The following is a 22245-nucleotide window of genomic DNA, read 5'->3' on the forward strand; positions in this document are numbered from 1 at the left end:
CTGGAAGCTACTACGATGACCACACATACTCACTCCTCCTCTCTACAGCCCTTTCTACAACCCTCTCTACAGACCCATGCCATCTCGCTACTGCGTATCGCATTGGGTGTTATGACCCTTTCCCACGGTTTACTCAAGGTGTTTGTGTTTACCCTGCCGGGCACCGTCGGCTATTTTGAATCACTGGGTTTACCTGGATTTCTGGCCTACTTGACCATTGCTGCGGAAGTCGGCGGCGGTATCGCCCTGCTGCTTGGCGTGTATACCCGCCGGGTGAGCCTAGCCCTGGTGCCGGTGCTGCTTGGAGCTGCTTTGGTGCACTTTGGCAACGGCTGGATGTTTTCTAACCCCGGCGGCGGTTGGGAATTCCCCGTGTTCTGGGCAATTGCTCTGATCGTGCAAGCGGGGCTGGGTAGCGGCCGCTGGGTGTTAAGCCCCCGCTTCGCCTAACACCTAACACCTCACACCTAACACCTAACACCTAACACCTAACACCTAACACCTAATCCTATCGCCAGCGCTTGCCTCACCGCCAGCGCTGGCACTGCGGTGGAGAGTGGCGCATGTTACCTAGCCTATTTATTTCCCATGGTTCACCTATGCTGGCGCTTAATAAAACACCGGCTCATGCCTTTTTACGCGAACTGGGCAAACAGCTTTCGCCCAAGGCAATCGTAGTGGTCTCAGCGCACTGGGAGAGCCTGGCGCTCAAGGTCAGTATCAGTGCCAAGCCAGAAACCATTCACGACTTTGGCGGCTTCCCACGGGCGCTTTTCGAATGCCAGTACCCTGCACTCGGCGCACCTGAACTGGCTGAGCGGCTAGCCGTGTCACTGGGCGCAGAGCGGGTAGAGCGCGGCCTTGATCACGGCGCCTGGGTGCCCCTTTCGCTGATGTTTCCTGATGCCACTGTGCCGGTTGTTTCGCTGTCGCTTCCGGTGCGCTGGAGCAATGCAGAGCTGATAACACTGGGCGAGCGCCTGTCGGCACTGCGGGAAGAAGAGATTTTGGTGATCGGTTCGGGCAGCCTGACCCATAACCTATATGAAATCATGCCTCAAGACAGCCCTATGCCCGCCTGGGTAGATGAATTTGCCACTTGGGTGAGCGACCGCCTTGTCGCCAACGATCGTGAGGCACTGCTTAGCTGGGAGCGCGCACCCAACGCGCTGAAGAACCACCCGACCCCTGAACACTTCCAGCCGTTGATGGTGGCCATGGGGGCAGGAGGAGAAGCCCGCCAGCTACACCACAGCGTGGAGCACGGTGTGCTTGCTATGGACGTCTATCAATTCGCTTAAGCGTTATTGCTAGGCCGTAGGGCGGCGTTTTAGGGTCGTCCGGCGATCGTGGTACGCCACCGCTAGCCCGCTGCCCATTATTAAGGCGCTGCCTACCCAAACCCAGAGATCCGGCATTTCGCCCCAGAACCACCAGCCCAACAGTACCGCCCAGAGCATGGCGGTGTAATCAAACGGCGCGGCGATGGCCGCAGGCGCAAACCGAAAGGCCAAGGTGATAAAAGCAGTGGCAGCGACACCAAGCATGCCAGACGCGAAAAAACCCATCCAGTGCCAAGGCTGCGGCGTTTGCCACACCCACGGCAGAGTCAGTCCCGTCACGATTAATGGCACAAAGGTCATGTAAAACAGCATTGCCCATAAGTGCTCGCGAGCGCCGTAGCGACGAGCGGTAATCATCATCAGTGCATAAAATAGCGCGGCGGCCACGAGCACTAATGCGCCTACCTGAAAGGCATCACCGTTAGGGCGAACCACAATCAGTACCCCAGCAAACCCCACTAAAGACGCAATGAGAACCAGCGGATCAATTCGCTCACCCAACAATGGCACCGAGAGCAGAGTTACAAACAGCGGTGCCACAAAAGCGATGGCCGTGGCTTCCGCCAGGGGTAACAGCGTTAAGCCCCAAACGAAACAGACCATGGTGGCGGTATAAATTAATCCGCGCAAAAAATGCACGCCCGGTCGTTTAGTTCGCAGCTTGCGCAAACCACCGGCAAAATGTGCCAACACTGCAATCATCGGTAGCGAGACTAACGCACGGAAAAAAATAATCTGCAGCGGCGAATGCACCTCGCCTAACCATTTGGAAACGGCGTCGCCTAGGGCCAAAAACAGAACGCCCAAACACATGCAGAGTATGCCCTTGAGTGACGTTGTCACCGCAACCTCCTTTTTTATTATCGCTTAAAAGCAAAAAACCCCGCCAACTTGCCATTGGCGGGGTAATAGCCACACACCACCTTATAGGCTGGCGTTAACCACCATACAGTCCATCCCCTGAGAGTGTAGTTCGCGACACGCTTGGCGGGCACGCTGTTCATCTAGCGCCATTAGCCGGGCGCGATACACCGGGGTTTGGCCCTCTACGGTGTCGACGGCTACTCGCCCACCTAAGTTCTGGGCGATGCGCTGAGCCGCCTGTTGAGCCAACTGACGCGCTTGGGCTTCTTGACTGAAGGCACCGACCTGCACACCCCAGGCTCCGCCAGTTTCGTTGGCAGCAGCTAACTGCCGCTCACGCTCAATAAAAGCCTGCAGTGGGTCGGGCTGCGGAGCCTCGCTTTCGGGGGCGGGCCGCTGAATGGTGGCGATACCTGCCAACTGCTCTTCAAGGTCTACAACGGGCGCGGCAGGCGCCACGTTCGCTGATGGTGATAAGGTGGTCGTTTCTACAACCGCGAGCAAGGGTTGGCGTGGCGCAGGCTGCTGTGGCGAAACCGGCTGCGCAGGTGGCGCGAAGGCCATAAATTCGCGTGCGAAATCAGTGTCGCCCATCCAGTTTTGCTGGTCGCGCAGCGAGGCACGTAGAAAGCTGCGATCGAGCAGGTTAGCCATATGGGTATCCCGGGACTGGGATGAAAAACCGCCCATTACAACGCCCACCAAACGCCGATTACCACGCATCGCAGTGGTCGCAACGTTAAACCCTGAGGCGCGAATAAAACCGGTTTTTAAGCCGTCGGCTCCTGGGTAATCACGTACCAACCGATTGTGGCTGGTATGCCGGGTACCCCGATAGCTGAACTCTTGGAGACCAAAATAGTGGTAGTACTGGGGGAAATCCTGCATCACCCTTACCGAGAGCGTTAACATATCCCGTGCGGTGGTAATTTGACCGTCATCCGGCAAGCCGGAGGCATTGCGAAAAGTAGTGGCGTGCATGCCTAATTCGCGCGCCTTGGTGGTCATCATTTGCGCAAAGTGCGCTTCACTGCCACCCAGCGCTTCAGCAACCACAGCGGCTACGTCATTGGCTGATCGAACCGCGAGTGCGCGAATAGCAGTATCCACCGGGATAGAGCTACCTGCCGCCAACCACAGTTTGACGGCAGGTTTGGCGGCCGCATAAGGGGAAACAGGCAGGGGCTGATCTAAGCGCAGCGTCCCTTCCTCTAACGCTTCAAACGTCAGATAGAGCGTCATCATCTTAGTGAGTGACGCGGGATAGCGCTGATCGTCAATATTCTCGGCGTAGAGTACTTCACCGTTATCCAAGTCCACGACAATCCCCGCGTAGCGTGGGTTATCGGCCTGAACGCTGGTGGCCATCGCCAGCGTAAGCAGCAATGCCATACTCAGCGCCCATACCACCGACATTCCACCGGCGGTCTGTTTTACCCTCGCATACATATCTGCCCCTTGCCTGTTATCAATGCGCTAATTTCAATCTCTGTATAACCAATCCACCGACGCTTAACTACCATGCCACACTCTAGATACAACGCAAGGCTTTCCCCTGGCGGAAAGGTAACGCTCACTGCGTTTAATAATAAGCCGAGTATAGGTGATTAATACGTAGTTAAGCGTAGAAAAAACGCAGATAAATGGCGGCATAAAAAATAAAAAAAACCGACCCTCAAGAGGGTCGGTTTTCATTCGCTACCAAAGAGGCCTAGCGCAGAGGATTACTCTTCTGCAGCGGCTTCTTCAACAACCGGACGGTCAACTAGCTCAACGAACGCCATAGGCGCGTTGTCGCCGGTGCGGAAACCGCACTTGAGAATACGGACGTAACCGCCCGGACGCTCGGCATAACGCGGACCTAGTTCGTTAAACAGTTTGCCGACGGCTTCTTTAGAGCGCGTGCGGGCAAATGCCAAACGACGGTTTGCAACGCTATCCTGCTTAGACAAGGTGATCAGCGGCTCGATAACGCGACGCAGCTCCTTGGCTTTCGGCAGGGTTGTCTTAATGACTTCATGTTCGACCAGCGAGACAGACATGTTCTTGAACATGGCCTGACGATGCGAGCTGGTGCGATTCAGATGACGACCACTCTTACGATGACGCATGGTTGTAATTCCTTACCAAACTGGGACTCAAGTCGACGCTCACGCGGAGGCTTTGTCGTCCTTCAGGCTTGCCGGTGGCCAATTTTCCAACCGCATGCCGAGGGACAAGCCGCGAGCCGCCAATACGTCTTTAATTTCATTCAAAGACTTTTTACCGAGATTCGGTGTCTTCAACAGCTCAACTTCTGTGCGCTGAATAAGATCACCGATATAGTAAATATTCTCGGCTTTTAGGCAGTTCGCGCTGCGAACGGTCAACTCAAGATCGTCTACGGGGCGCAATAGAATTGGATCAACATGATCCTCTTCCTCTTCGACTTCCTGTTCTTTATCAGCTTCCAGGTCGACGAAGGCGGCCAGCTGCTCTTGCAGGATGGTCGCACTGCGACGGATAGCCTCTTCCGGATCCAGGGTACCGTCGGTTTCCAGATCGATAATTAACTTATCGAGATCGGTGCGCTGCTCTACACGAGCGGCTTCAACCGAGTAGGAAACACGGCGGACAGGGCTGAAGGTGGCATCCAGCTGCAGGCGGCCAATGGCACGTGTCTCTTCATCAGAGCCACGCGCGTCAGCCGGCTCGTAGCCACGACCCAGCGCTACCTTAAGCTGAATTTTCAGCTCGGCACCTTCATTGACATGAGCAATGACGTGATCCGGGTTGACGATTTCGACGCTATGATCAAGCGCAATGTCGCCAGCGGTGACGACGGCTGGGCCCTGCTTGTTCAGCGTGAGCACCGCCTCATCGCGGCTGTGCATCTTGATCGCAACATCTTTCAAGTTCAGGAGGATTTCAATGACATCTTCCTGCACCCCTTCGAGCGCACTGTATTCATGCTCGACGCCAGCAATTTCAGCCTCTACCACGGCACAGCCGGGCATAGACGAAAGCAGAATGCGACGCAGTGCATTCCCCAGGGTGTGACCAAAGCCACGCTCGAACGGTTCGAGCACGATTTTGGCGTGATGTGCGCTGATTTCTTCGACCTTGATGTCGCGAGGACGGAGAAACTCTGTCACTGAACGCTGCATATGAACACCTTTCAGGCTGCCAAACGGATACTTGGTACTCGGTACGATCTGGCACGGGTATTAAACCGGCACCAGACCGACAAGAAACAGAAAACTGCTTACTTGGAGTACAGCTCGACGATCAGGTTTTCGTTGATGTCGGCAGACAGGTCACCGCGTTCAGGCAGAGCCTTGAAAGTGCCTTCCATCTTCTTGGCGTCGATTTCGATCCAAGCGATATCGCCACGGTTGGCCGCAATGGACAACGCGCTTTGGATACGTGCTTGGTTTTTCGCCTTTTCGCGAATGGAAACAACGTCACCGGGCTTCACTTGATAGGAAGCTACGTTAACGGTGCGGCCGTTCACGGAAATCGCCTTGTGGCTGACCAGCTGACGCGCTTCAGAGCGAGTCGAGCCGAAGCCCATGCGGTAGACGACGTTATCCAGTCGGGATTCGAGCAACTGCAACAATACTTCACCGGTCGCACCTTTCAGGCGAGCGGCTTCTTTGTAGTAGTTACGGAACTGTTTTTCGAGTACGCCGTACATGCGACGTACTTTTTGCTTCTCGCGAAGCTGCAAGCCGTAGTCTGAAAGACGCTGACGACGCTGGCCGTGTACACCCGGGATTTGCTCGGATTTACACTTTTTCTCGAAGGGAGTCACACCACTCTTTAAAAAGAGGTCGGTGCCTTCACGACGAGACAGTTTGCACTTCGGTCCAATATAACGAGCCATGAATCTGTCTCCTTAAACGCGGCGTTTCTTCGGCGGACGGCAGCCATTATGGGGAATGGGCGTCGCGTCTACGATGCTTTGCACGCGGAAGCCGGCGGCATTCAGTGCGCGCACGGCGGATTCACGACCGGGACCTGGGCCTTTAACCAGTACGTCTACGTTTTTCACACCATACTCGGCTGCAGCAGTTGCTGCACGTTCGCTTGCCACTTGAGCAGCGAACGGGGTGCTCTTGCGAGAACCACGAAAACCCGAACCACCGGCTGTTGCCCATGAAAGAGCATTGCCCTGGCGGTCTGTGATCGTCACGATCGTGTTGTTAAAAGAGGCATGGATATGCGCAATCGCATCCACTACCTGCTTTTTAACCTTTTTACGGTTACTACGCGGGTTAGCCATGTTGATGTCTATTCCTGTCTTTACGCCAGAACGTGCGTGTTATTTGCGGATCGGCTTACGCGGGCCCTTACGGGTGCGCGCGTTAGTCTTAGTCCGCTGACCACGCAGCGGAAGACTACGACGATGACGCAGACCACGGTAGCAGCCTAAGTCCATGAGACGCTTAATGTTAAGCGTGACATCACGACGAAGGTCGCCTTCTACGGTGTACTTACCAACTTCAGAACGCAGGGTGTCGACTTCTTCAGAAGACAGATCCTGGATCTTGGCAGTAGGCGCGATACCGGCTGCAGCACAGATGTGCTCAGCACGAGTACGGCCAATCCCGAAGATATAGGTCAGCGAGATCGCCGCATGCTTGTTGTCCGGGATATTGACGCCTGCAATACGGGCCATCAGCTTACTCCGAAATTTGAGCGGCTTGCTCGTTTATTCATCTACAAAAGGCGCAACAGCATACCCCTTTGGTTGCCCTAAGGCAAGGGGTATGCTGGCACCGCTAAATACAGCCCAGGCTATTAACCCTGGCGCTGTTTGTGCCGTGGCTCGCTGCAAATGACGCGGACAGCGCCATTGCGACGAATGATCTTGCAGTTACGGCACATTTTCTTTACGGAAGCTCGAACTTTCATCGATCTTTCTCCAAAAACCGGCTCGCGGCGCGCCCCTCTAACTTAATAGGATGGACGGCGCCTCAGCGCATGATACCGCCGCTACCGTAGCCTTTCAGGTTGGACTTCTTCATCACTGAGTCATACTGATGCGACATGAGATGCGACTGCACCTGGGCCATGAAGTCCATGATGACCACGACTACGATTAACAACGAGGTACCGCCGAAGAAAAACGGCACGTTCCACGCCACAATCAAGAACTGGGGCATCAAGGAAACCGCAGTGATATACAAGGCACCGAACAGGGTCAGACGTGTCATGACCTTGTCGATATAGCGAGCGGTCTGCTCGCCGGGGCGAATGCCCGGCAGGAAAGCGCCTGACTTTTTAAGATTGTCAGCCACATCCTTGGGGTTGAAGACCAGCGCTGTGTAAAAGAAGCAGAAGAATACCACTGCCGCCGCGAAAAGCAAGATGTAAAGCGGTTGACCTGGACCTAATGCCTGAGATGCACGCTGTAACCACTCCATACCTTCACCTGCACCTACCCACTGACCAATAGAGGCCGGGAAGAGCAGAATACTGGAGGCAAAGATCGCCGGGATAACGCCGGCCATATTAACCTTCAAAGGCAGGTAGCTACTTTGCCCTGCATACATCTTATTGCCCACTTGCCGCCGAGGGTAGTTAACTTTGAGGCGGCGTTGGCCGCGTTCAATGAAAACCACAAAGGCGACTGTCGCAACACCTAACACTGACAGCGCTAACAGTGGCAGAACATTCCAGGCCCCTTCATTACGGGCAAGCTCAAACGCTTGGCCCACGGCACTGGGTAGTCCAGCAACAATACCGGCAAATATCAGCAGCGAAATACCGTTGCCGATGCCTTTCTCGGTAATCTGCTCACCTAGCCACATCATAAACACCGCACCTGATACAAAGGTAATCACGGCGGTGAAATAGAAGCTGAAGTCTGCAGTGTACGCGATGCCTTGGCTGGCCAGGCCGACGGACATGCCGACAGCCTGGACAAACGCCAGTATCACCGTGCCGTAGCGAGTGTACTGGCTAATCTTGCGGCGGCCAGCCTCACCCTCTTTCTTGAGCTGTTCAAGATGAGGGGAGACCGCAGTCATGAGCTGCATGATAATCGACGCTGAAATGTAGGGCATTATACCCAGGGCGAGGACACTCATGCGCTCCAGGGCGCCACCCGAGAACATGTTAAACATGCCCAAGATGGTGCCCTGTTGCTCCCTAAACAAGGCAGCAAGCTGGTCAGGATTGATACCGGGAACGGGAATGTGGGCACCAATACGGTACACCACGATGGCGAGGAGCACGAAGCGCAAACGCGCCCACAGTTCACTCAGACCGCTGCCCATCGCCGGCATGTTTCCTGACTTGGCCATTTAGTCCTCTACCTTGCCGCCAGCGGCTTCGATCGCTTCACGGGCACCTTTGGTGACCTTGATTCCGCGAACGGTAACCGCTGTTTTCAGTTCGCCAGAAAGGATGATCTTCGCGTGTAGCGTAGAATCCTTCAGCACGTTGGCTTCTTTCAAAGATGCCATGGTGACTTCGCCACCGGCAACTTTGGCCAGCTCAGCCAGGCGTACTTCTTCAGAGACCAGAGATTTTGCAGACGTAAAACCGAATTTCGGTAAACGACGCTGCAAAGGCATCTGACCGCCTTCGAAACCGGGCTTAACACTGCCGCCACTACGTGCTTTCTGACCTTTGTGACCACGGCCACCGGTCTTACCAAGACCGGAACCGATGCCACGACCCACACGCTTTGCGGCGTGCTTGGAGCCCGGAGCCGGGCTTAGGCTATTGAGTTTCATGGATTACTCTCCCTCAACGCGCACAAGGTAGTTCACCTTGTGGATCATGCCGCGTACGGCGGGGGTGTCTTCCAGTTCAACCGTATGACCGATGCGACGCAGACCCAAGCCCTTCATAGTAGCTTTGTGCTTGGGCATGATGCCGATGGTGCTCCGGATCTGGGTAAACTTGATCGTTGCTGCCATGGTGCCTTACCCCGTGATCGCTTCGACAGACAGACCGCGCTTAGCGGCCACGTCTTCCGGTGCTTGCATGGAGGAGAGACCTTTAACAGTCGCTCGTACCACGTTAACCGGGTTAGTGGAACCGTAGCACTTGGCCAGTACGTCGTGGACACCGGCGAGCTCTAGTACAGAGCGCATGGCGCCACCGGCGATGATACCGGTACCTTCGGAAGCCGGCTGCATGTACACCTTGGAAGCACCGTGACGGGCTTTGACCGGGTACTGCAGCGTATGGCCAGCAAGGTTCACCTTGACCATGTTGCGACGAGCTTGATCCATCGCTTTCTGGATTGCGACAGGCACTTCACGCGCCTTGCCACGACCGAAACCGACACGACCTTTACCATCACCAACGACGGTCAGTGCGGTGAAGCCGAAAATACGACCACCTTTGACCACCTTGGCGACGCGGTTGACCTGCACTAACTTCTCTTGCAGATCACCGCTTTGCTGTTCGTTCTTCGCCATCGTAAAACCCTTTAGAATTCCAGGCCGCCTTCACGTGCGGCGTCGGCCAGCGCCTTAACGCGGCCGTGATACTTAAAGCCAGCACGGTCGAAGGCCACCTGGGTGATGCCTGCTTCTTTAGCGCGTTCAGCAATCAGAGCACCCACTTTAGAGGCCGCATCTGAGTTGCCGGTCGCACCCTCGCGCAGTGCTTTGTCCAGCGTAGAAGCACTGGCTAGCACTTTGCCACCATCCGGCGAGATAATCTGCGCATAGATGTGACGCGGGGTACGGTTGACGCACAGGCGATACACGCCCAGCTCGCGGATCTTTGCGCGAGCGCGGCGGGCACGACGGAGACGAGATTCTTTCTTCGCGTTCATAACCCTGCCTTACTTCTTCTTGGCTTCTTTGCGACGCACCTGCTCGTCGGCGTACCGTACACCCTTGCCTTTATACGGCTCAGGGGGACGGAAGGCGCGGATTTCCGCGGCGCACTGGCCGAGCATCTGCTTATCCGCGCTTTTCAGCACGATAACGGTGTTCTTCGGCGTTTCCGCTGTAACACCTTTAGGCAGTTCATAGTCGACCGGGTGCGAGAAGCCCAGTGAAAGATTGAGCGTCTGGCCCTTAGCTTGGGCACGATAACCGACGCCAACAATTTCGAGGGATTTTGTGAAACCCTCGGATACGCCCGTTACCAGGTTCTGAACGAGGGCGCGGGTTGTACCGGCCATTGCCCAGCTCTTGGCAGTTTCGCTCGGGGCGAAGGTCAGCTGGCTATCTTCTTGACCGACCACTACATCAGAGTGGATGGTCATAGATAGCGTGCCCTGGCCGCCTTTGGCGGTCAGCTGGTCAGCATTGATTTTAATCTCAACGCCGGCAGGCACTTTAACCGGATATTTCGCAATGCGGGACATTCCAGCCTCCTAGAATACGGTGCAGATGACTTCGCCACCGACACCCGCTTGGCGCGCGGCACGATCGGTCATGACACCATTTGATGTGGTGACAATCGCGATACCCAGGCCATCGGCAACCTTAGGCAAGTTGTCCTTGCCCATGTAGCGGCGCAGGGACGGCTTGGAAACCCGCTGAATGTGCTCAATGACCGGCTTACCCTCAAAGTACTTGAGAGTTACGGTTAGCTCGGGCTTAACGCCCTCTGCAACCGCAAAGTCGGCAATGTAGCCTTCTTCCTTTAGCACTCGGGCCACTTGCACTTTCAGCTTGGAGGACGGCATGGTTGCCGTCTCCTTGGTGGCCATCTGCGCATTGCGGATACGGGTAAACATATCCGCCAGAGTATCTTGCATGCTCATTTAATGTGCGCTCCTGATAATTCTACGTGGCGTTACCAACTGGACTTTTTCAGTCCTGGAACGTCGCCACGCATGGCGGCTTCACGCAGCTTGTTACGGCCGAGGCCGAACTTGTTGTAAAAACCGTGCGGACGACCGGTGATACGGCAGCGGTTACGCTGACGCACCGGGCTTGAGTCGCGCGGCAGTTGCTGCAGCTTCAGCGTCGCCTCGAAGCGGTCTTCCTCAGACGTGTTCACGTCTGAGATGATCTTCTTGAGTTCAGCGCGCTTGGTCGCATACTTTGCGACCAGCTGAGTACGCTTAAGCTCACGCTCTACCATACTTTTCTTAGCCATGATCTCGCCCCTATTTCTTAAACGGGAAGTTCAGCGCGGTTAAAAGCGCACGACCTTCCTCGTCGGTTTTGGCGGTCGTAGTGATAGTGACGTCCAACCCCCGGATGCGATCGATTTTATCATACTCGATCTCCGGGAAGATGATCTGCTCACGCACACCCATGGAGTAATTACCACGACCGTCGAAAGACTTCGGGTTGAGACCACGGAAGTCACGCACGCGGGGAATCGCGATGTAAACCAAACGGTCCAAGAAGTCCCACATACGCTCAGCGCGCAGTGTTACTTTGATGCCGATTGGCCAACCTTCGCGCACCTTAAAGCCCGCGATGGACTTACGTGCTTTAGTCACCAACGGTTTTTGACCAGAGAGTTTCTCTAGGTCGCCGATGGCATTGTCAATCAACTTTTTATCGTTGACTGCTTCGCCGATACCCATGTTCAGAGTCACTTTCGTGATCCGGGGTACCTGCATAACGTTGGCATAGCTGAACTCTTCTTTGAGTTGAGCTGCTACCTCGTTTTGATAACGTTCTTTCAAGTTCGCCATTTTGCTACCCGACTCGCGTTAGGCGTCGATCTGCGTCTGCGTCGACTTGTAGATACGTACCTTGGTACCGTCTTCCTTCACTTGGAAGCCGACGCGATCCGCCTTACCGGTCTCCGAATTGAAGATGGCTACGTTGGACGCGTGAATCGGAGCCTCACGCTCGACGATACCGCCCTGATTACCCGCCATGGGATTTGGCTTGGTGTGACGTTTAATCATGTTCACACCGGACACCAAAAAGCGGTTTTCTAATACCCGCTTAACGGTGCCACGCTTGCCTTTATCCTTCCCGGCGATGACGATGACTTCATCGTCACGTTTGATCTTTTGCATATCCGCCTCGCTCCTTACAGCACTTCAGGCGCTAAGGAAATGATCTTCATGAACTTTTCATTACGAAGTTCACGAGTCACCGGCCCAAAAATACGGGTACCGATGGGCTGTTCGTTGGTGTTATTCAACAAAACTGCCGCATTTCCATCGAAACGGATGAGCGAACCGTCGGGACGACGGACGCCACTACGGGTCCGGACCACGACCGCTTTTAGCACCTGGCCTTTTTTGACCTTGCCACGCGGAATCGCTTCCTTAACCGTGACCTTGATGATATCACCAACGCGAGCGTAACGACGGTGTGAACCGCCTAACACCTTGATGCACTGCACCCGGCGCGCTCCGCTGTTGTCGGCGACATCCAGCATTGTCTGAGTCTGAATCATCGGTTTTCTCCAAACCTAATCTGACTGCACTGATTGACAAGCCTCGGGATTAACCCTTGGCGTGTTCAACCACCTCGACCAGCGTCCAAGCTTTTTTCTTGGAAAGCGGACGGCACTCTTGAATAGAGACCGTATCGCCTGCCTTAGCCTGGTTCGCCTCATCATGGGCGTGCAGCTTGGTGGAGCGCTTAACGTATTTTCCGTAGATCGGGTGACGCTCGCGCCGCTCGATCATGACGACGATGGACTTGTCCATCTTATCGCTCACCACTTTACCGGTGAGCGTACGCTTTGTGTTTTCTTCGGCCATCTCAATCACCTGCCTTCTCGTTGAGCAAAGTCTTTACGCGGGCAATATCCCGACGGACCTGCTTGAGCAGATGAGTCTGGCTCAGTTGGCCAGTGGCCTTCTGCATGCGCAGGTTAAACTGCTCGCGGAGGAGTTCGAGGAGTTGCTCCTGGAGCTCTCCTGCGGACTTTTCACGAATTTCCTGGGCTTTCATCACATCACCGTCCGTTTCGCAAAGGTGGTGGATAAGGGCATTTTCTGTGCGGCAAGCTCAAACGCTTCACGAGCGAGCTCTTCCGACACGCCTTCAATTTCATACAGGACCCGACCCGGTTGGATCTGGGCAACCCAGTACTCAACAGAACCTTTACCTTTACCCATACGAACTTCGAGCGGCTTCTTGGAGATCGGCTTATCAGGGAAGACGCGGATCCAAATCTTACCGCCACGCTTAACGTGACGTGTGATCGCACGACGGCCTGCTTCGATCTGACGCGCAGTGATGCGGCCGCGACCAGTAGCTTTTAGGCCGTATTCCCCGAAGCTGATCTTGCTTCCGCGATGCGCCAGGCCACGGTTGCGGCCTTTCATCATCTTACGGAATTTCATACGCTTGGGCTGTAACATCGACTCGCTCTCCCCTTACCTGGAACCTTTCTTCTTGGGCGCGTTGCCGGCAGGCTGTTGTTTAGCCTTGGCACGTACTTCCTCGATACCGCCGAGGATTTCACCCTTGAAGATCCACACTTTGACGCCGATAACGCCGTAGGTGGTGTGAGCTTCGTAAGTGGCGTAGTCGATATCCGCACGCAACGTGTGCAGCGGAACGCGACCTTCGCGGTACCATTCGGTACGTGCGATTTCAGCGCCACCAAGACGACCTGATAGCTGAATCTTGATGCCACCAGCGCCAAGACGCATTGCGTTCTGTACTGCGCGCTTCATAGCGCGACGGAACATTACGCGACGCTCAAGCTGACCCGCTACGTTAGCAGCGACTAGCTTGGCATCCAGCTCCGGCTTGCGAACTTCTTCGATGTTCACATGCACGGGTACACCCATCATCTGGGTGAGATCGCGACGCAAACGGTCGACATCTTCACCTTTCTTACCAATCACGATACCCGGACGGGCAGTGTGAATAGTGATGCGGGCGTTGTTCGCCGGACGCTCGATGTGGATGCGGCTAACAGAGGCGCTTTTAAGACGCTCTTCCAGGAAGCTACGCACTTCGAGATCGTTATTGAGCTTATCGGCGTAAGCGCCGCGCTCAGCATACCAGACAGAAGCATGGTCTTTGACGATGCCCAGTCGAATGCCTGTTGGATTGACTTTCTGACCCATCGGTCGACTCCTACTTCTCGGCTACCTTGACGGTGATGTGGCACGTGCGCTTCAAGATACGATCCGCACGCCCCTTGGCACGCGGCTTGATACGCTTGAGCGTCATGCCCTCATCGACGCAGATGGTCGAGACACGCAGCTCGTCAATATCCATGCCGTTATTTTCTTCCGCATTCGCAATCGCGGATTGCAGCACCTTCTTAACCAGCTTGGCAGCCTTCTTCGGTGAGAAGGTCAGCAGGTCGAGTGCCTCGGCGACAGGTTTACCGCGCACCTGGTCAGCCACCAAACGGGCCTTCTGGGCGGATAAACGAGCGCCAAGCAGCTTAGCTGTGACTTCCATCTCTCAATCCTCTCTGGCTTACCGTTTGGCTTTTTTATCCGCCGCATGCCCACGATAAGTGCGGGTAGCAGCGAATTCGCCCAATTTGTGGCCAACCATTTCCTCGGATACGTGCACCGGGACGTGTTGACGACCATTATGGACCGCGATAGTGAGGCCTACCATATTGGGCAGGATCATAGAACGACGCGACCAGGTCTTGATCGGTTTGCGATCGTTCTTCTCCACTGCAGCCTCTACCTTCTTCAAAAGATGAAGGTCAATGAAGGGACCTTTCTTTAGTGAACGTGGCACAGCCGTTACCTCTTAATGTCTTGGCAATTTAGATCAACGCGTCTTATTACGACGACGAATGATCAGCTTGTCGGTGCGCTTGTTCTTACGCGTCTTGTGACCCTTAGTCGGCACGCCCCATGGGGATACCGGGTGACGACCACCACTGGTGCGGCCTTCGCCACCACCGTGCGGGTGATCGACTGGGTTCATCGCGACACCGCGAACAGTCGGACGCACACCTCTCCAGCGCTTCGCACCGGCCTTGCCAAGTTGACGCAGGCTGTGCTCAGAGTTGCTCACTTCACCCAAGGTCGCGCGGCACTCGGCCAACACTTTACGCATTTCGCCAGAGCGAAGACGTAGGGTGGCATAGTTACCTTCACGAGCAACTAACTGGGCGCTTGTACCGGCACTGCGAGCAATCTGCGCACCTTTACCCGGCTTGAGTTCGATGCAGTGCACCGTAGAACCCAACGGGACGTTACGCAGCGGCAAGGCATTGCCTTTCTTGATTGACGCGTTAACACCAGATTCCAGCACGTCACCCGCGCTGACACCTTTCGGTGCAATGATGTAACGACGCTCACCATCGGCATACTTCAGCAGCGCAATGTGCGCACTGCGGTTGGGATCGTGTTCAAGACGCTCAACGGTGGCAGGAATGCCATCCTTGGTGCGTTTGAAATCGATCAACCGATAGTGGTGACGATGACCACCGCCCACGTGGCGGGTGGTGATACGACCGTAGTTGTTACGGCCGCCGGACTTGGACTGTTTTTCTAACAGCGGTGCATAAGCACGGCCTTTAAACAGTTCCTCGCCAACGATCTTGACGACGTGGCGACGACCGGCGGAGGTGGGTTTGGTCTTGACGATTGCCATTATCCGTACTCCTGCCCTTATTCGGCGCCAGAGAAGTCTTCGAGCGTTTCACCCGCAGCCAGGGTCACATACGCTTTGCGGTAACCCTTACGCAGGCCAACGCCGTTCGCAGTACGCTTCGTTTTACCCTTCATGTTCAGTACCTGAACACTGCCGACCTTCTTGCCGAAAAGTGCTTCAACGGCCTTCTTGATCTCGGGCTTGGTAGCATCAGATGCCACCTTGAAAACGTACTGGTTGCGCTCGGCTGCCATCGCGGCCTTTTCGGTCACGTGCGGCCCAAGCAGAACCTTAAATACGCGTTCCTGGTTCATGCCAGCTTCTCCTCGAATTTACGCAGGGCGGAGACGGTAATCAGCACCTTATCAAAGGCAACCAGACTTACCGGGTCAGCTGCCGCGACATCCACCACGTCAACGTGGGGAAGATTGCGTGCGGCTAAATAGAGCTTTTCGTCAACTTCTTCAGTCACGATCAACACTTTTTCAAGGTTGAGCTCTTTCAGCTTGGCAGCTACCTGCTTGGTCTTAGGCGCATCGACGACGAACTCTTCAATCGCGACTAAGCGCTCTTGACGTACCAGCTCTGACAAGATGGAGCGCATCGCTGCACGGTACATCTTGCGGTTAACCTTCTGGGTGTAGTCTTGCGGACGCGCCGCGAAGGTTACGCCACCACTACGCCATAGCGGAGAGCGGATGGTACCGGCACGTGCACGACCGGTGCCTTTCTGACGCCACGGCTTCTTACCACCGCCACGAACGTCGGAACGACTCTTTTGTGCGCGAGTTCCCTGACGACCAGCCGCCAAATAGGCAGTGACCACTTGGTGAACGAGCGCTTCGTTGAATTCTTTGCCAAAAGTGGCGTCGGCTACTTCAACGGTACCCGCGCCTGCAGCAAGATTCAGATTCATTGGTAATTATCCCCTTCAGCCTGCTTTCACGGCGCTGCGAACGATAACGTCACTACCGGGAGCACCCGGTACGGCGCCTTTAATCAGCAGCAGGTTACGCTCGGCGTCGACACGGACGATCTCAAGGCTCTGCACGGTGCAACGGGCGTTACCCATTTGACCGGCCATCTTTTTGCCTTTGAAAACGCGACCCGGTGTCTGACACATGCCGATAGAACCCGGCGCGCGATGCGACAGAGAGTTACCGTGAGTCATGTCTTGGGTACGGAAGTTCCAGCGCTTAACAGCACCCTGGAAACCTTTACCCTTAGAGGTGCCAGTCACGTCAACCATTTGACCAGCTTCGAAGAGGGATACGGTGATTTCGCCGCCGACTTCAGGAATCTCTTCGCCTTCTGCAAGACGAAATTCCATCAGTGCACGACCAGCTTCAACACCCGCCTTGGCAAACTGTCCCGCTTGCGCTTTGGTGAGGTGCTTAGCTTTACGAGAGCCAGATGTGACCTGAATCGCTGCGTAACCGTCAGATTCGACAGATTTAACGCGAGTAACACGATTAGGATCAACTTCAATAACGGTTACGGGCACAGACGCGCCGTCTTCGGTAAAGACACGGGTCATCCCGGCCTTTTTACCGACTAAACCGATAGTCATACTCAGTCTCCTATAGTGTACGGGGCTATCACCCGCTATGGCTGCCCTTTCCAGAGCATTCCACTAGCACATTGTATGGCGCCTCACGGCGCGGCGGCTGCTGCTCATGCTAACTTGTTATAACAAGTGATGAGCGCTGGGCCGCAAAGTGACTAGTGTAATTAGTTGAGTTTGATTTGCACGTCAACGCCCGCGGCGAGATCAAGCTTCATCAAAGCATCAACAGTTTTTTCGGTCGGCTCAACAATGTCGAGCACACGCTTGTGCGTACGTATCTCATACTGGTCACGCGCATCTTTATTGACGTGCGGCGAGATCAGAATGGTGTAACGCTCGCGATTGGTCGGCAACGGAATCGGCCCACGAACCTGAGCACCAGTACGCTTAGCGGTTTCAACAATCTCCGCTGTAGACTGGTCGATCAGGCGATGGTCGAACGCTTTCAACCGAATGCGAATCTTTTGGTTCTGCATTTGCCCTAAACTCCAATGGATGTCGACGGCGCGAGCCGTCTACCCACGCATTCAAAGGATGCGCATTATAGGCACGCCATCTGCACATGTCAAACATTTGCTGATGGTGCGCAGAAAAGGGGGCTCATCAGAGCCCCCTTCATCACTCAAGCATGAAGCTTACTTGACGATCTTGGCCACAACGCCAGCACCGACAGTACGGCCGCCTTCACGAATAGCGAAGCGCAAGCCTTCGTCCATTGCGATCGGAGCGATCAAGGTAACAACCATTTGCACGTTGTCACCCGGCATGACCATTTCAACGCCTTCCGGCAGTTCACAGGTACCGGTTACGTCGGTGGTACGGAAGTAGAACTGTGGACGGTAGCCCTTGAAGAAAGGCGTGTGACGACCACCCTCTTCTTTGGACAGTACGTAAACTTCTGCTTCGAAGGTAGTGTGCGGGTTGATGGTGCCGGGCTTGGCCAGTACTTGGCCACGCTCGACGTCATCACGCTTAGTACCACGCAGCAGGGCGCCAACGTTCTCACCAGCACGACCTTCGTCGAGCAGCTTGCGGAACATTTCAACACCGGTAACGATCGTTTTAGTGGTGTCGCGGATACCCACGATTTCCACTTCTTCGCCCGCTTTCACGATGCCGCGCTCTACACGACCGGTAACAACAGTACCGCGGCCAGAGATAGAGAACACGTCTTCGATCGGCATCAGGAACGGCTGGTCGATAGCACGCTCCGGCTCAGGGATGTACTCATCCAGCGCTTTGATCAGATTGGCAACGGCAGTTGTACCCATGCCCTTGTCATCTTCACCGTTCAGCGCCATCAGCGCAGAACCAGTGATGATCGGCGTGTCGTCACCCGGGAAGTCGTACTGGTCGAGAAGTTCGCGAACTTCCATTTCTACCAGCTCGAGCAGCTCTTCGTCATCGACCATGTCCGCTTTGTTCAGGAACACAACGATGAACGGTACGCCAACCTGACGAGACAGCAGGATGTGCTCGCGAGTTTGCGGCATCGGGCCATCTGCGGCAGAACATACCAGGATAGCGCCGTCCATCTGCGCAGCACCGGTGATCATGTTCTTGACGTAGTCAGCGTGTCCTGGGCAGTCAACGTGAGCGTAGTGACGCTCTTCAGACTGATATTCCACGTGGGAAGTAGCGATAGTGATACCACGCTCACGCTCTTCAGGAGCGTTATCGATAGTATCAAACTCACGCCAGTCGCCGCCAAAAACCTCAGCAGACACGCGGGTTAGGGCCGCAGTCAGAGTCGTTTTACCGTGGTCGACGTGACCAATGGTGCCGACGTTGACGTGCGGTTTGGAACGTTCAAATTTTTCCTTAGCCACTGCTATAACCTCTTTACGTTGCTAACGGTTAACCGTTTTGATTGATGACGGCTTCAACGACGCTGGAGGGCGCCTCGTCGTACTTCGAGAACTCCATAGAGTAGCTCGCACGGCCCTGGGTCTGTGAGCGCAGATCGGTTGCATAACCGAACATCTCGCCCAGTGGCACCGTCGCACGAATGACTTTACCAGAAGAGGAGTCATCCATACCCTGCACCAGGCCGCGACGACGGCTCAGGTCACCCATGACGTCACCCATAAATTCTTCGGGGGTCACGATTTCGACCTTCATCACCGGCTCCAGCAGCACGGCCTTGGCTTTCCTGGCACCTTCTTTCACTGCCATAGAAGAAGCAATCTTAAACGCAGTCTCGTTAGAGTCTACGTCGTGGAAGGAGCCGTCAAACAGCGTCACTTTAACGTCGATCATCGGGTAACCCGCGATGACACCGTTTTTGAGCTGCTCAAATGCACCCTTCTCAACCGCAGGGACGTATTCCTTAGGAACCGTACCACCTACGATTTCAGAGTTGAATTTGAAGAATAATTCCTCTTCGCCTTCACCCTTCTCTTCTGCTGTCAGCGGCTCAATACGCAACCATACGTGACCGTACTGACCACGACCACCAGACTGACGAACAAACTTGCCTTCTTGCTCGATGCTGCCGCGAATGGTTTCACGGTAGGCAACCTGAGGCTTACCAATGTTAGCCTCAACGTTAAACTCGCGACGCATACGGTCAACAAGAATATCGAGGTGAAGCTCACCCATACCAGAAATAATCGTCTGACCAGTCTCTTCGTCGGTCTTAACCTGGAAGGAGGGATCCTCTTGAGCAAGCTTGCCCAGGGCGACACCCATCTTCTCTTGGTCTGCCTTAGATTTTGGCTCTACGGCAACCGAGATAACTGGATCCGGGAACTCCATGCGCTCGAGAACAATTTTGTTATCGATATCACACAGGGTATCACCGGTAGTGACGTCCTTCAGACCGATACAAGCAGCGATGTCGCCCGCCAGTACTTCCTTGATCTCTTCACGAGAGTTGGCGTGCATCTGAACGATACGGCCAACGCGCTCTTTTTTCTGTTTAACGGAGTTGTACACGCCGTCACCAGATTTCAGAACGCCCGAATAGACGCGGATAAAGGTCAGCGTTCCAACGAAGGGGTCAGTGGCAATTTTAAATGCCAAGGCCGCAAACGGAGCGCTATCGTCAGCAACACGCGTATCGACGGTGCCGTTTTTATCATCGAGCTCACCTTCGATCGCCTTAACTTCCGTCGGCGAAGGCATGAATTCGATAACACCGTCTAGCACTGCTTGAACGCCCTTATTTTTAAAGGCAGAACCACAGGTAACCAGGACGATATCATTAGCTAGAGTACGCGCGCGCAGACCAGCCTTGATCTCTTCAACCGTTAGCTCGCCGCCTTCAAGGTACTTGTCCATCAGCTCATCAGAGCCTTCGGCAGCCGCTTCGACCATTTCTTCGCGGTATTTTTCTGCTGTTTCTTGTAGCTCAGCAGGAATATCCACGAGGTCATAGGTCATACCCAGACTCTCTTCATCCCAAAGGATGGCTTTCATCTGGATAAGGTCGATAACGCCTTTAAAGTCTTCTTCTGTACCCCAGTTAATCTGGATCGGCACTGCTTTAGCACCCAGACGCTCTTTCAACTGGTTGACAACCATGAAGAAGTCAGCGCCGGTACGGTCCATCTTATTGACGAAAACCATACGTGGCACTTCGTACTTGTTAGCTTGGCGCCATACTGTTTCGGTCTGCGGCTGAACGCCGGAAGAGCCACACAGTACAACAACCGCGCCGTCGAGTACGCGCAAAGAACGCTCAACTTCAATCGTGAAGTCAACGTGCCCAGGCGTATCGATAATGTTGATACGATGCTCAGGGAACTGCTTATTCATGCCCTGCCAGAAACAGGTAGTTGCAGCTGAGGTGATAGTGATACCACGCTCCTGCTCCTGCTCCATCCAGTCCATGGTCGCAGCACCATCGTGCACTTCGCCCACTTTGTGGGAAAGGCCGGTGTAGAACAATACACGCTCAGTCGTCGTGGTTTTACCCGCGTCGACGTGAGCGACGATACCGATATTGCGGTAGCGATTTAGTGGAGTCTTGCGTGCCACGGTGAAACTCCCGTTTGTTGGCGATGCTCGTTAATTTAGCGGCGTATGCAAGCGAGGCTTATGCGACCGCCGCTACCACTGCATGGTAGCGGTTAGGTATTACAACAGAGCGACTCAGCAAACACTTCGCCATGCTGAACAACGTGCATATAAAAACCATAAAGCCGTACTTAAAAACGCCGTGCCTAGAAACGCAGGTTCTAGAAACGCTGACCTTAGAAACGCTGGCCTTAGAAACGGTAGTGCGAGAAGGCCTTGTTGGCTTCTGCCATGCGATGCACGTCTTCGCGCTTCTTAACGGCAGAACCTTTACCTTCAGCGGCATCCAGCATTTCACCCGCCAAACGCTGCACCATGGTTTTCTCACCGCGACGACGCGCCGCGTCTACCAGCCAGCGCATTGCCAGCGCTTGACGGCGAGACGGACGTACTTCAACCGGTACCTGATAGGTCGCACCACCCACGCGGCGCGACTTCACTTCGACCATGGGCTGGATGGCTTCCAACGCCTTGTCGAAGATCTCCAGCGGATCTTCTTTACTACGCTCGGCAACCTTGTCCAACGCACCGTAGACGATACGCTCAGCTATGGACTTCTTGCCGCTGACCATCAGGTGGTTCATGAACTTCGCCAGACGCTCACTTCCGAACTTAGGATCCGGCAGGATGTCGCGTTTAGCTACTACTCTTCTTCTAGGCATGATAAGCCCTCAATTAAGGATCTTTCAGGTAAACCCGGAACTCCTGCAACCTGCGTACGATATTCCAGTACGCCAAGTGCCGCCCGACCTTACTCTTATCAGACCGTCAAATTCGTGAAATTCGGTACTCAACACCCGGCTGACCGGTCATGCTGCCAAGCCGTCTAGTCTATTAAGACTTAGGACGCTTAGTACCGTACTTAGAACGACCCTGACGACGGTTTTGTACGCCGGAGGTGTCAAGGGCGCCACGAACGGTGTGATAACGCACACCTGGCAAATCCTTTACACGGCCGCCGCGAATCAAAACGACAGAGTGTTCTTGA

At 54.8% G+C, this 22245-nt stretch carries 35 protein-coding genes and 1 pseudogene; 2 read left to right on the plus strand and 34 right to left on the minus strand.

Going from position 1 to position 22245, the window contains the following annotated elements; genetic code table 11:
* The first annotated feature begins 15 nt into the window (after positions 1-15).
* The gene (locus A6R74_RS13760) at positions 16-450 is read left to right on the plus strand and encodes a DoxX family protein (protein ID WP_064235082.1); all 435 of its coding nucleotides are present in this window, start codon (positions 16-18) and stop codon (positions 448-450) included.
* 113 nt (positions 451-563) lie between these two features.
* Positions 564-1301: a DODA-type extradiol aromatic ring-opening family dioxygenase gene (locus A6R74_RS13765; RefSeq protein WP_064235083.1), complete on the plus strand. Its 738-nt coding sequence runs from the start codon at positions 564-566 to the stop codon at positions 1299-1301.
* Positions 1302-1310: 9 nt separating this feature from the next.
* On the opposite strand, the gene A6R74_RS13770 is transcribed toward A6R74_RS13765, so the two are convergent.
* The 34 genes and pseudogenes from A6R74_RS13770 to rpsL all read right to left on the minus strand — a co-directional run.
* Positions 1311-2186, minus strand: a complete 876-nt coding sequence (locus tag A6R74_RS13770) for a DMT family transporter (RefSeq protein ID WP_240488234.1) — start codon at positions 2184-2186, stop codon at positions 1311-1313.
* A gap of 81 nt (positions 2187-2267) precedes the next feature.
* Complete coding sequence (locus tag A6R74_RS13775; protein WP_240488235.1) at positions 2268-3656, minus strand: SPOR domain-containing protein; 1389 nt, start codon at positions 3654-3656, stop codon at positions 2268-2270.
* A gap of 275 nt (positions 3657-3931) precedes the next feature.
* A complete protein-coding gene (rplQ, locus tag A6R74_RS13780) occupies positions 3932-4318 on the minus strand; it encodes a 50S ribosomal protein L17 (RefSeq protein WP_008959150.1) in 387 nt (128 codons plus the stop codon).
* Between the two features lie 39 nt (positions 4319-4357).
* Entirely contained in the window at positions 4358-5353 is a 996-nt protein-coding gene (locus A6R74_RS13785; RefSeq protein ID WP_064235085.1) for a DNA-directed RNA polymerase subunit alpha, read from the minus strand.
* Positions 5354-5451: 98 nt separating this feature from the next.
* A complete protein-coding gene (gene rpsD, locus A6R74_RS13790; RefSeq protein ID WP_008959152.1) occupies positions 5452-6072 on the minus strand; it encodes a 30S ribosomal protein S4 in 621 nt (206 codons plus the stop codon).
* A 12-nt stretch (positions 6073-6084) separates the two neighbouring features.
* Positions 6085-6471, minus strand: coding sequence for a 30S ribosomal protein S11 (gene rpsK / locus A6R74_RS13795; protein ID WP_007111985.1), 387 nt, complete (start codon positions 6469-6471; stop codon positions 6085-6087).
* A gap of 39 nt (positions 6472-6510) precedes the next feature.
* Positions 6511-6867 (minus strand): 30S ribosomal protein S13, encoded by a 357-nt coding sequence (gene rpsM, locus A6R74_RS13800; protein WP_022520863.1) that lies wholly within the window; start codon positions 6865-6867, stop codon positions 6511-6513.
* A gap of 122 nt (positions 6868-6989) precedes the next feature.
* Positions 6990-7103 carry a 50S ribosomal protein L36 gene (gene rpmJ / locus A6R74_RS22355; protein ID WP_008959154.1) on the minus strand — a complete coding sequence of 38 codons (114 nt, stop codon included), beginning with the start codon at positions 7101-7103 and terminating at the stop codon, positions 6990-6992.
* Positions 7104-7165: 62 nt separating this feature from the next.
* Positions 7166-8497: a preprotein translocase subunit SecY gene (gene secY, locus A6R74_RS13805; RefSeq protein WP_064235086.1), complete on the minus strand. Its 1332-nt coding sequence runs from the start codon at positions 8495-8497 to the stop codon at positions 7166-7168.
* Positions 8498-8932, minus strand: coding sequence for a 50S ribosomal protein L15 (gene rplO / locus A6R74_RS13810; RefSeq protein WP_040479525.1), 435 nt, complete (start codon positions 8930-8932; stop codon positions 8498-8500).
* Positions 8933-8935: 3 nt separating this feature from the next.
* Positions 8936-9118 carry a 50S ribosomal protein L30 gene (rpmD, locus tag A6R74_RS13815; RefSeq protein ID WP_064235087.1) on the minus strand — a complete coding sequence of 61 codons (183 nt, stop codon included), beginning with the start codon at positions 9116-9118 and terminating at the stop codon, positions 8936-8938.
* A 6-nt stretch (positions 9119-9124) separates the two neighbouring features.
* A complete protein-coding gene (gene rpsE, locus A6R74_RS13820) occupies positions 9125-9625 on the minus strand; it encodes a 30S ribosomal protein S5 (RefSeq protein ID WP_007111990.1) in 501 nt (166 codons plus the stop codon).
* Between the two features lie 11 nt (positions 9626-9636).
* The gene (gene rplR / locus A6R74_RS13825) at positions 9637-9987 is read right to left on the minus strand and encodes a 50S ribosomal protein L18 (RefSeq protein ID WP_008959159.1); all 351 of its coding nucleotides are present in this window, start codon (positions 9985-9987) and stop codon (positions 9637-9639) included.
* A 9-nt stretch (positions 9988-9996) separates the two neighbouring features.
* Complete coding sequence (gene rplF / locus A6R74_RS13830; protein WP_064235088.1) at positions 9997-10527, minus strand: 50S ribosomal protein L6; 531 nt, start codon at positions 10525-10527, stop codon at positions 9997-9999.
* A 9-nt stretch (positions 10528-10536) separates the two neighbouring features.
* Positions 10537-10929 carry a 30S ribosomal protein S8 gene (gene rpsH / locus A6R74_RS13835; protein WP_035582690.1) on the minus strand — a complete coding sequence of 131 codons (393 nt, stop codon included), beginning with the start codon at positions 10927-10929 and terminating at the stop codon, positions 10537-10539.
* 32 nt (positions 10930-10961) lie between these two features.
* Positions 10962-11267 (minus strand): 30S ribosomal protein S14, encoded by a 306-nt coding sequence (rpsN, locus tag A6R74_RS13840; protein ID WP_022520866.1) that lies wholly within the window; start codon positions 11265-11267, stop codon positions 10962-10964.
* Positions 11268-11277: 10 nt separating this feature from the next.
* Complete coding sequence (rplE, locus tag A6R74_RS13845) at positions 11278-11817, minus strand: 50S ribosomal protein L5 (protein ID WP_007111995.1); 540 nt, start codon at positions 11815-11817, stop codon at positions 11278-11280.
* An 18-nt stretch (positions 11818-11835) separates the two neighbouring features.
* Positions 11836-12150: a 50S ribosomal protein L24 gene (gene rplX, locus A6R74_RS13850; RefSeq protein WP_007111996.1), complete on the minus strand. Its 315-nt coding sequence runs from the start codon at positions 12148-12150 to the stop codon at positions 11836-11838.
* Positions 12151-12164: 14 nt separating this feature from the next.
* The gene (gene rplN, locus A6R74_RS13855) at positions 12165-12536 is read right to left on the minus strand and encodes a 50S ribosomal protein L14 (protein ID WP_008959163.1); all 372 of its coding nucleotides are present in this window, start codon (positions 12534-12536) and stop codon (positions 12165-12167) included.
* 49 nt (positions 12537-12585) lie between these two features.
* A complete protein-coding gene (gene rpsQ / locus A6R74_RS13860; protein ID WP_007111998.1) occupies positions 12586-12846 on the minus strand; it encodes a 30S ribosomal protein S17 in 261 nt (86 codons plus the stop codon).
* 1 nt (position 12847) lies between these two features.
* A complete protein-coding gene (rpmC, locus tag A6R74_RS13865; RefSeq protein ID WP_007111999.1) occupies positions 12848-13039 on the minus strand; it encodes a 50S ribosomal protein L29 in 192 nt (63 codons plus the stop codon).
* Positions 13039-13452 (minus strand): 50S ribosomal protein L16, encoded by a 414-nt coding sequence (rplP, locus tag A6R74_RS13870; RefSeq protein WP_007112000.1) that lies wholly within the window; start codon positions 13450-13452, stop codon positions 13039-13041. The genes rpmC and rplP overlap by 1 nt, the downstream gene beginning before the upstream one ends.
* Before the next feature lie 15 nt (positions 13453-13467).
* Complete coding sequence (gene rpsC, locus A6R74_RS13875; RefSeq protein WP_009288141.1) at positions 13468-14169, minus strand: 30S ribosomal protein S3; 702 nt, start codon at positions 14167-14169, stop codon at positions 13468-13470.
* Positions 14170-14179: 10 nt separating this feature from the next.
* Positions 14180-14512, minus strand: a complete 333-nt coding sequence (rplV, locus tag A6R74_RS13880; RefSeq protein ID WP_007112002.1) for a 50S ribosomal protein L22 — start codon at positions 14510-14512, stop codon at positions 14180-14182.
* Positions 14513-14530: 18 nt separating this feature from the next.
* Positions 14531-14806, minus strand: coding sequence for a 30S ribosomal protein S19 (gene rpsS, locus A6R74_RS13885; protein ID WP_009098993.1), 276 nt, complete (start codon positions 14804-14806; stop codon positions 14531-14533).
* Between the two features lie 33 nt (positions 14807-14839).
* Positions 14840-15670 (minus strand): 50S ribosomal protein L2, encoded by an 831-nt coding sequence (rplB, locus tag A6R74_RS13890; protein WP_008959166.1) that lies wholly within the window; start codon positions 15668-15670, stop codon positions 14840-14842.
* Between the two features lie 17 nt (positions 15671-15687).
* On the minus strand, positions 15688-15984 hold the full coding sequence (gene rplW / locus A6R74_RS13895) for a 50S ribosomal protein L23 (RefSeq protein ID WP_008959167.1): 297 nt from the start codon (positions 15982-15984) through the stop codon (positions 15688-15690).
* Positions 15981-16586 carry a 50S ribosomal protein L4 gene (rplD, locus tag A6R74_RS13900; protein ID WP_007112005.1) on the minus strand — a complete coding sequence of 202 codons (606 nt, stop codon included), beginning with the start codon at positions 16584-16586 and terminating at the stop codon, positions 15981-15983. The genes rplW and rplD overlap by 4 nt, the downstream gene beginning before the upstream one ends.
* A gap of 15 nt (positions 16587-16601) precedes the next feature.
* On the minus strand, positions 16602-17240 hold the full coding sequence (gene rplC, locus A6R74_RS13905) for a 50S ribosomal protein L3 (protein ID WP_035582685.1): 639 nt from the start codon (positions 17238-17240) through the stop codon (positions 16602-16604).
* Between the two features lie 161 nt (positions 17241-17401).
* Entirely contained in the window at positions 17402-17713 is a 312-nt protein-coding gene (gene rpsJ, locus A6R74_RS13910) for a 30S ribosomal protein S10 (protein ID WP_007112007.1), read from the minus strand.
* A gap of 159 nt (positions 17714-17872) precedes the next feature.
* Complete coding sequence (gene tuf / locus A6R74_RS13915) at positions 17873-19066, minus strand: elongation factor Tu (RefSeq protein WP_064235089.1); 1194 nt, start codon at positions 19064-19066, stop codon at positions 17873-17875.
* A 28-nt stretch (positions 19067-19094) separates the two neighbouring features.
* The gene (gene fusA / locus A6R74_RS13920) at positions 19095-21218 is read right to left on the minus strand and encodes an elongation factor G (RefSeq protein ID WP_064235090.1); all 2124 of its coding nucleotides are present in this window, start codon (positions 21216-21218) and stop codon (positions 19095-19097) included.
* A gap of 230 nt (positions 21219-21448) precedes the next feature.
* Positions 21449-21919: a 30S ribosomal protein S7 gene (gene rpsG, locus A6R74_RS13925; RefSeq protein ID WP_008959172.1), complete on the minus strand. Its 471-nt coding sequence runs from the start codon at positions 21917-21919 to the stop codon at positions 21449-21451.
* A gap of 172 nt (positions 21920-22091) precedes the next feature.
* Positions 22092-22245, minus strand: a pseudogene (gene rpsL / locus A6R74_RS22360) (30S ribosomal protein S12); the annotation flags it as partial.

The sequence above is a fragment of the Halomonas sp. ALS9 genome (assembly GCF_001651035.1).
Lineage (GTDB): Bacteria > Pseudomonadota > Gammaproteobacteria > Pseudomonadales > Halomonadaceae > Vreelandella.

Excerpts from the sequence above, each read along its gene's own strand:
- A6R74_RS13760 (WP_064235082.1), top strand. The coding sequence starts at position 16 with ATGACCACACATACTCACTCCTCCTCTCTACAGCCCTTTCTACAACCC.
- A6R74_RS13765 (WP_064235083.1), top strand. The coding sequence starts at position 564 with ATGTTACCTAGCCTATTTATTTCCCATGGTTCACCTATGCTGGCGCTT.
- A6R74_RS13775 (WP_240488235.1), bottom strand. The coding sequence starts at position 3,656 with ATGTATGCGAGGGTAAAACAGACCGCCGGTGGAATGTCGGTGGTATGG.
- rplQ (WP_008959150.1), bottom strand. The coding sequence starts at position 4,318 with ATGCGTCATCGTAAGAGTGGTCGTCATCTGAATCGCACCAGCTCGCAT.
- A6R74_RS13785 (WP_064235085.1), bottom strand. The coding sequence starts at position 5,353 with ATGCAGCGTTCAGTGACAGAGTTTCTCCGTCCTCGCGACATCAAGGTC.
- rpsD (WP_008959152.1), bottom strand. The coding sequence starts at position 6,072 with ATGGCTCGTTATATTGGACCGAAGTGCAAACTGTCTCGTCGTGAAGGC.
- rpsK (WP_007111985.1), bottom strand. The coding sequence starts at position 6,471 with ATGGCTAACCCGCGTAGTAACCGTAAAAAGGTTAAAAAGCAGGTAGTG.
- rpsM (WP_022520863.1), bottom strand. The coding sequence starts at position 6,867 with ATGGCCCGTATTGCAGGCGTCAATATCCCGGACAACAAGCATGCGGCG.
- rpmJ (WP_008959154.1), bottom strand. The coding sequence starts at position 7,103 with ATGAAAGTTCGAGCTTCCGTAAAGAAAATGTGCCGTAACTGCAAGATC.
- secY (WP_064235086.1), bottom strand. The coding sequence starts at position 8,497 with ATGGCCAAGTCAGGAAACATGCCGGCGATGGGCAGCGGTCTGAGTGAA.
- rplO (WP_040479525.1), bottom strand. The coding sequence starts at position 8,932 with ATGAAACTCAATAGCCTAAGCCCGGCTCCGGGCTCCAAGCACGCCGCA.
- rpmD (WP_064235087.1), bottom strand. The coding sequence starts at position 9,118 with ATGGCAGCAACGATCAAGTTTACCCAGATCCGGAGCACCATCGGCATC.
- rpsE (WP_007111990.1), bottom strand. The coding sequence starts at position 9,625 with ATGGCGAAGAACGAACAGCAAAGCGGTGATCTGCAAGAGAAGTTAGTG.
- rplR (WP_008959159.1), bottom strand. The coding sequence starts at position 9,987 with ATGAACGCGAAGAAAGAATCTCGTCTCCGTCGTGCCCGCCGCGCTCGC.
- rplF (WP_064235088.1), bottom strand. The coding sequence starts at position 10,527 with ATGTCCCGCATTGCGAAATATCCGGTTAAAGTGCCTGCCGGCGTTGAG.
- rpsH (WP_035582690.1), bottom strand. The coding sequence starts at position 10,929 with ATGAGCATGCAAGATACTCTGGCGGATATGTTTACCCGTATCCGCAAT.
- rpsN (WP_022520866.1), bottom strand. The coding sequence starts at position 11,267 with ATGGCTAAGAAAAGTATGGTAGAGCGTGAGCTTAAGCGTACTCAGCTG.
- rplE (WP_007111995.1), bottom strand. The coding sequence starts at position 11,817 with ATGGCGAACTTGAAAGAACGTTATCAAAACGAGGTAGCAGCTCAACTC.
- rplX (WP_007111996.1), bottom strand. The coding sequence starts at position 12,150 with ATGCAAAAGATCAAACGTGACGATGAAGTCATCGTCATCGCCGGGAAG.
- rplN (WP_008959163.1), bottom strand. The coding sequence starts at position 12,536 with ATGATTCAGACTCAGACAATGCTGGATGTCGCCGACAACAGCGGAGCG.
- rpsQ (WP_007111998.1), bottom strand. The coding sequence starts at position 12,846 with ATGGCCGAAGAAAACACAAAGCGTACGCTCACCGGTAAAGTGGTGAGC.
- rpmC (WP_007111999.1), bottom strand. The coding sequence starts at position 13,039 with ATGAAAGCCCAGGAAATTCGTGAAAAGTCCGCAGGAGAGCTCCAGGAG.
- rplP (WP_007112000.1), bottom strand. The coding sequence starts at position 13,452 with ATGTTACAGCCCAAGCGTATGAAATTCCGTAAGATGATGAAAGGCCGC.
- rpsC (WP_009288141.1), bottom strand. The coding sequence starts at position 14,169 with ATGGGTCAGAAAGTCAATCCAACAGGCATTCGACTGGGCATCGTCAAA.
- rplV (WP_007112002.1), bottom strand. The coding sequence starts at position 14,512 with ATGGAAGTCACAGCTAAGCTGCTTGGCGCTCGTTTATCCGCCCAGAAG.
- rplB (WP_008959166.1), bottom strand. The coding sequence starts at position 15,670 with ATGGCAATCGTCAAGACCAAACCCACCTCCGCCGGTCGTCGCCACGTC.
- rplW (WP_008959167.1), bottom strand. The coding sequence starts at position 15,984 with ATGAACCAGGAACGCGTATTTAAGGTTCTGCTTGGGCCGCACGTGACC.
- rplD (WP_007112005.1), bottom strand. The coding sequence starts at position 16,586 with ATGAATCTGAATCTTGCTGCAGGCGCGGGTACCGTTGAAGTAGCCGAC.
- rplC (WP_035582685.1), bottom strand. The coding sequence starts at position 17,240 with ATGACTATCGGTTTAGTCGGTAAAAAGGCCGGGATGACCCGTGTCTTT.
- rpsJ (WP_007112007.1), bottom strand. The coding sequence starts at position 17,713 with ATGCAGAACCAAAAGATTCGCATTCGGTTGAAAGCGTTCGACCATCGC.
- rpsG (WP_008959172.1), bottom strand. The coding sequence starts at position 21,919 with ATGCCTAGAAGAAGAGTAGTAGCTAAACGCGACATCCTGCCGGATCCT.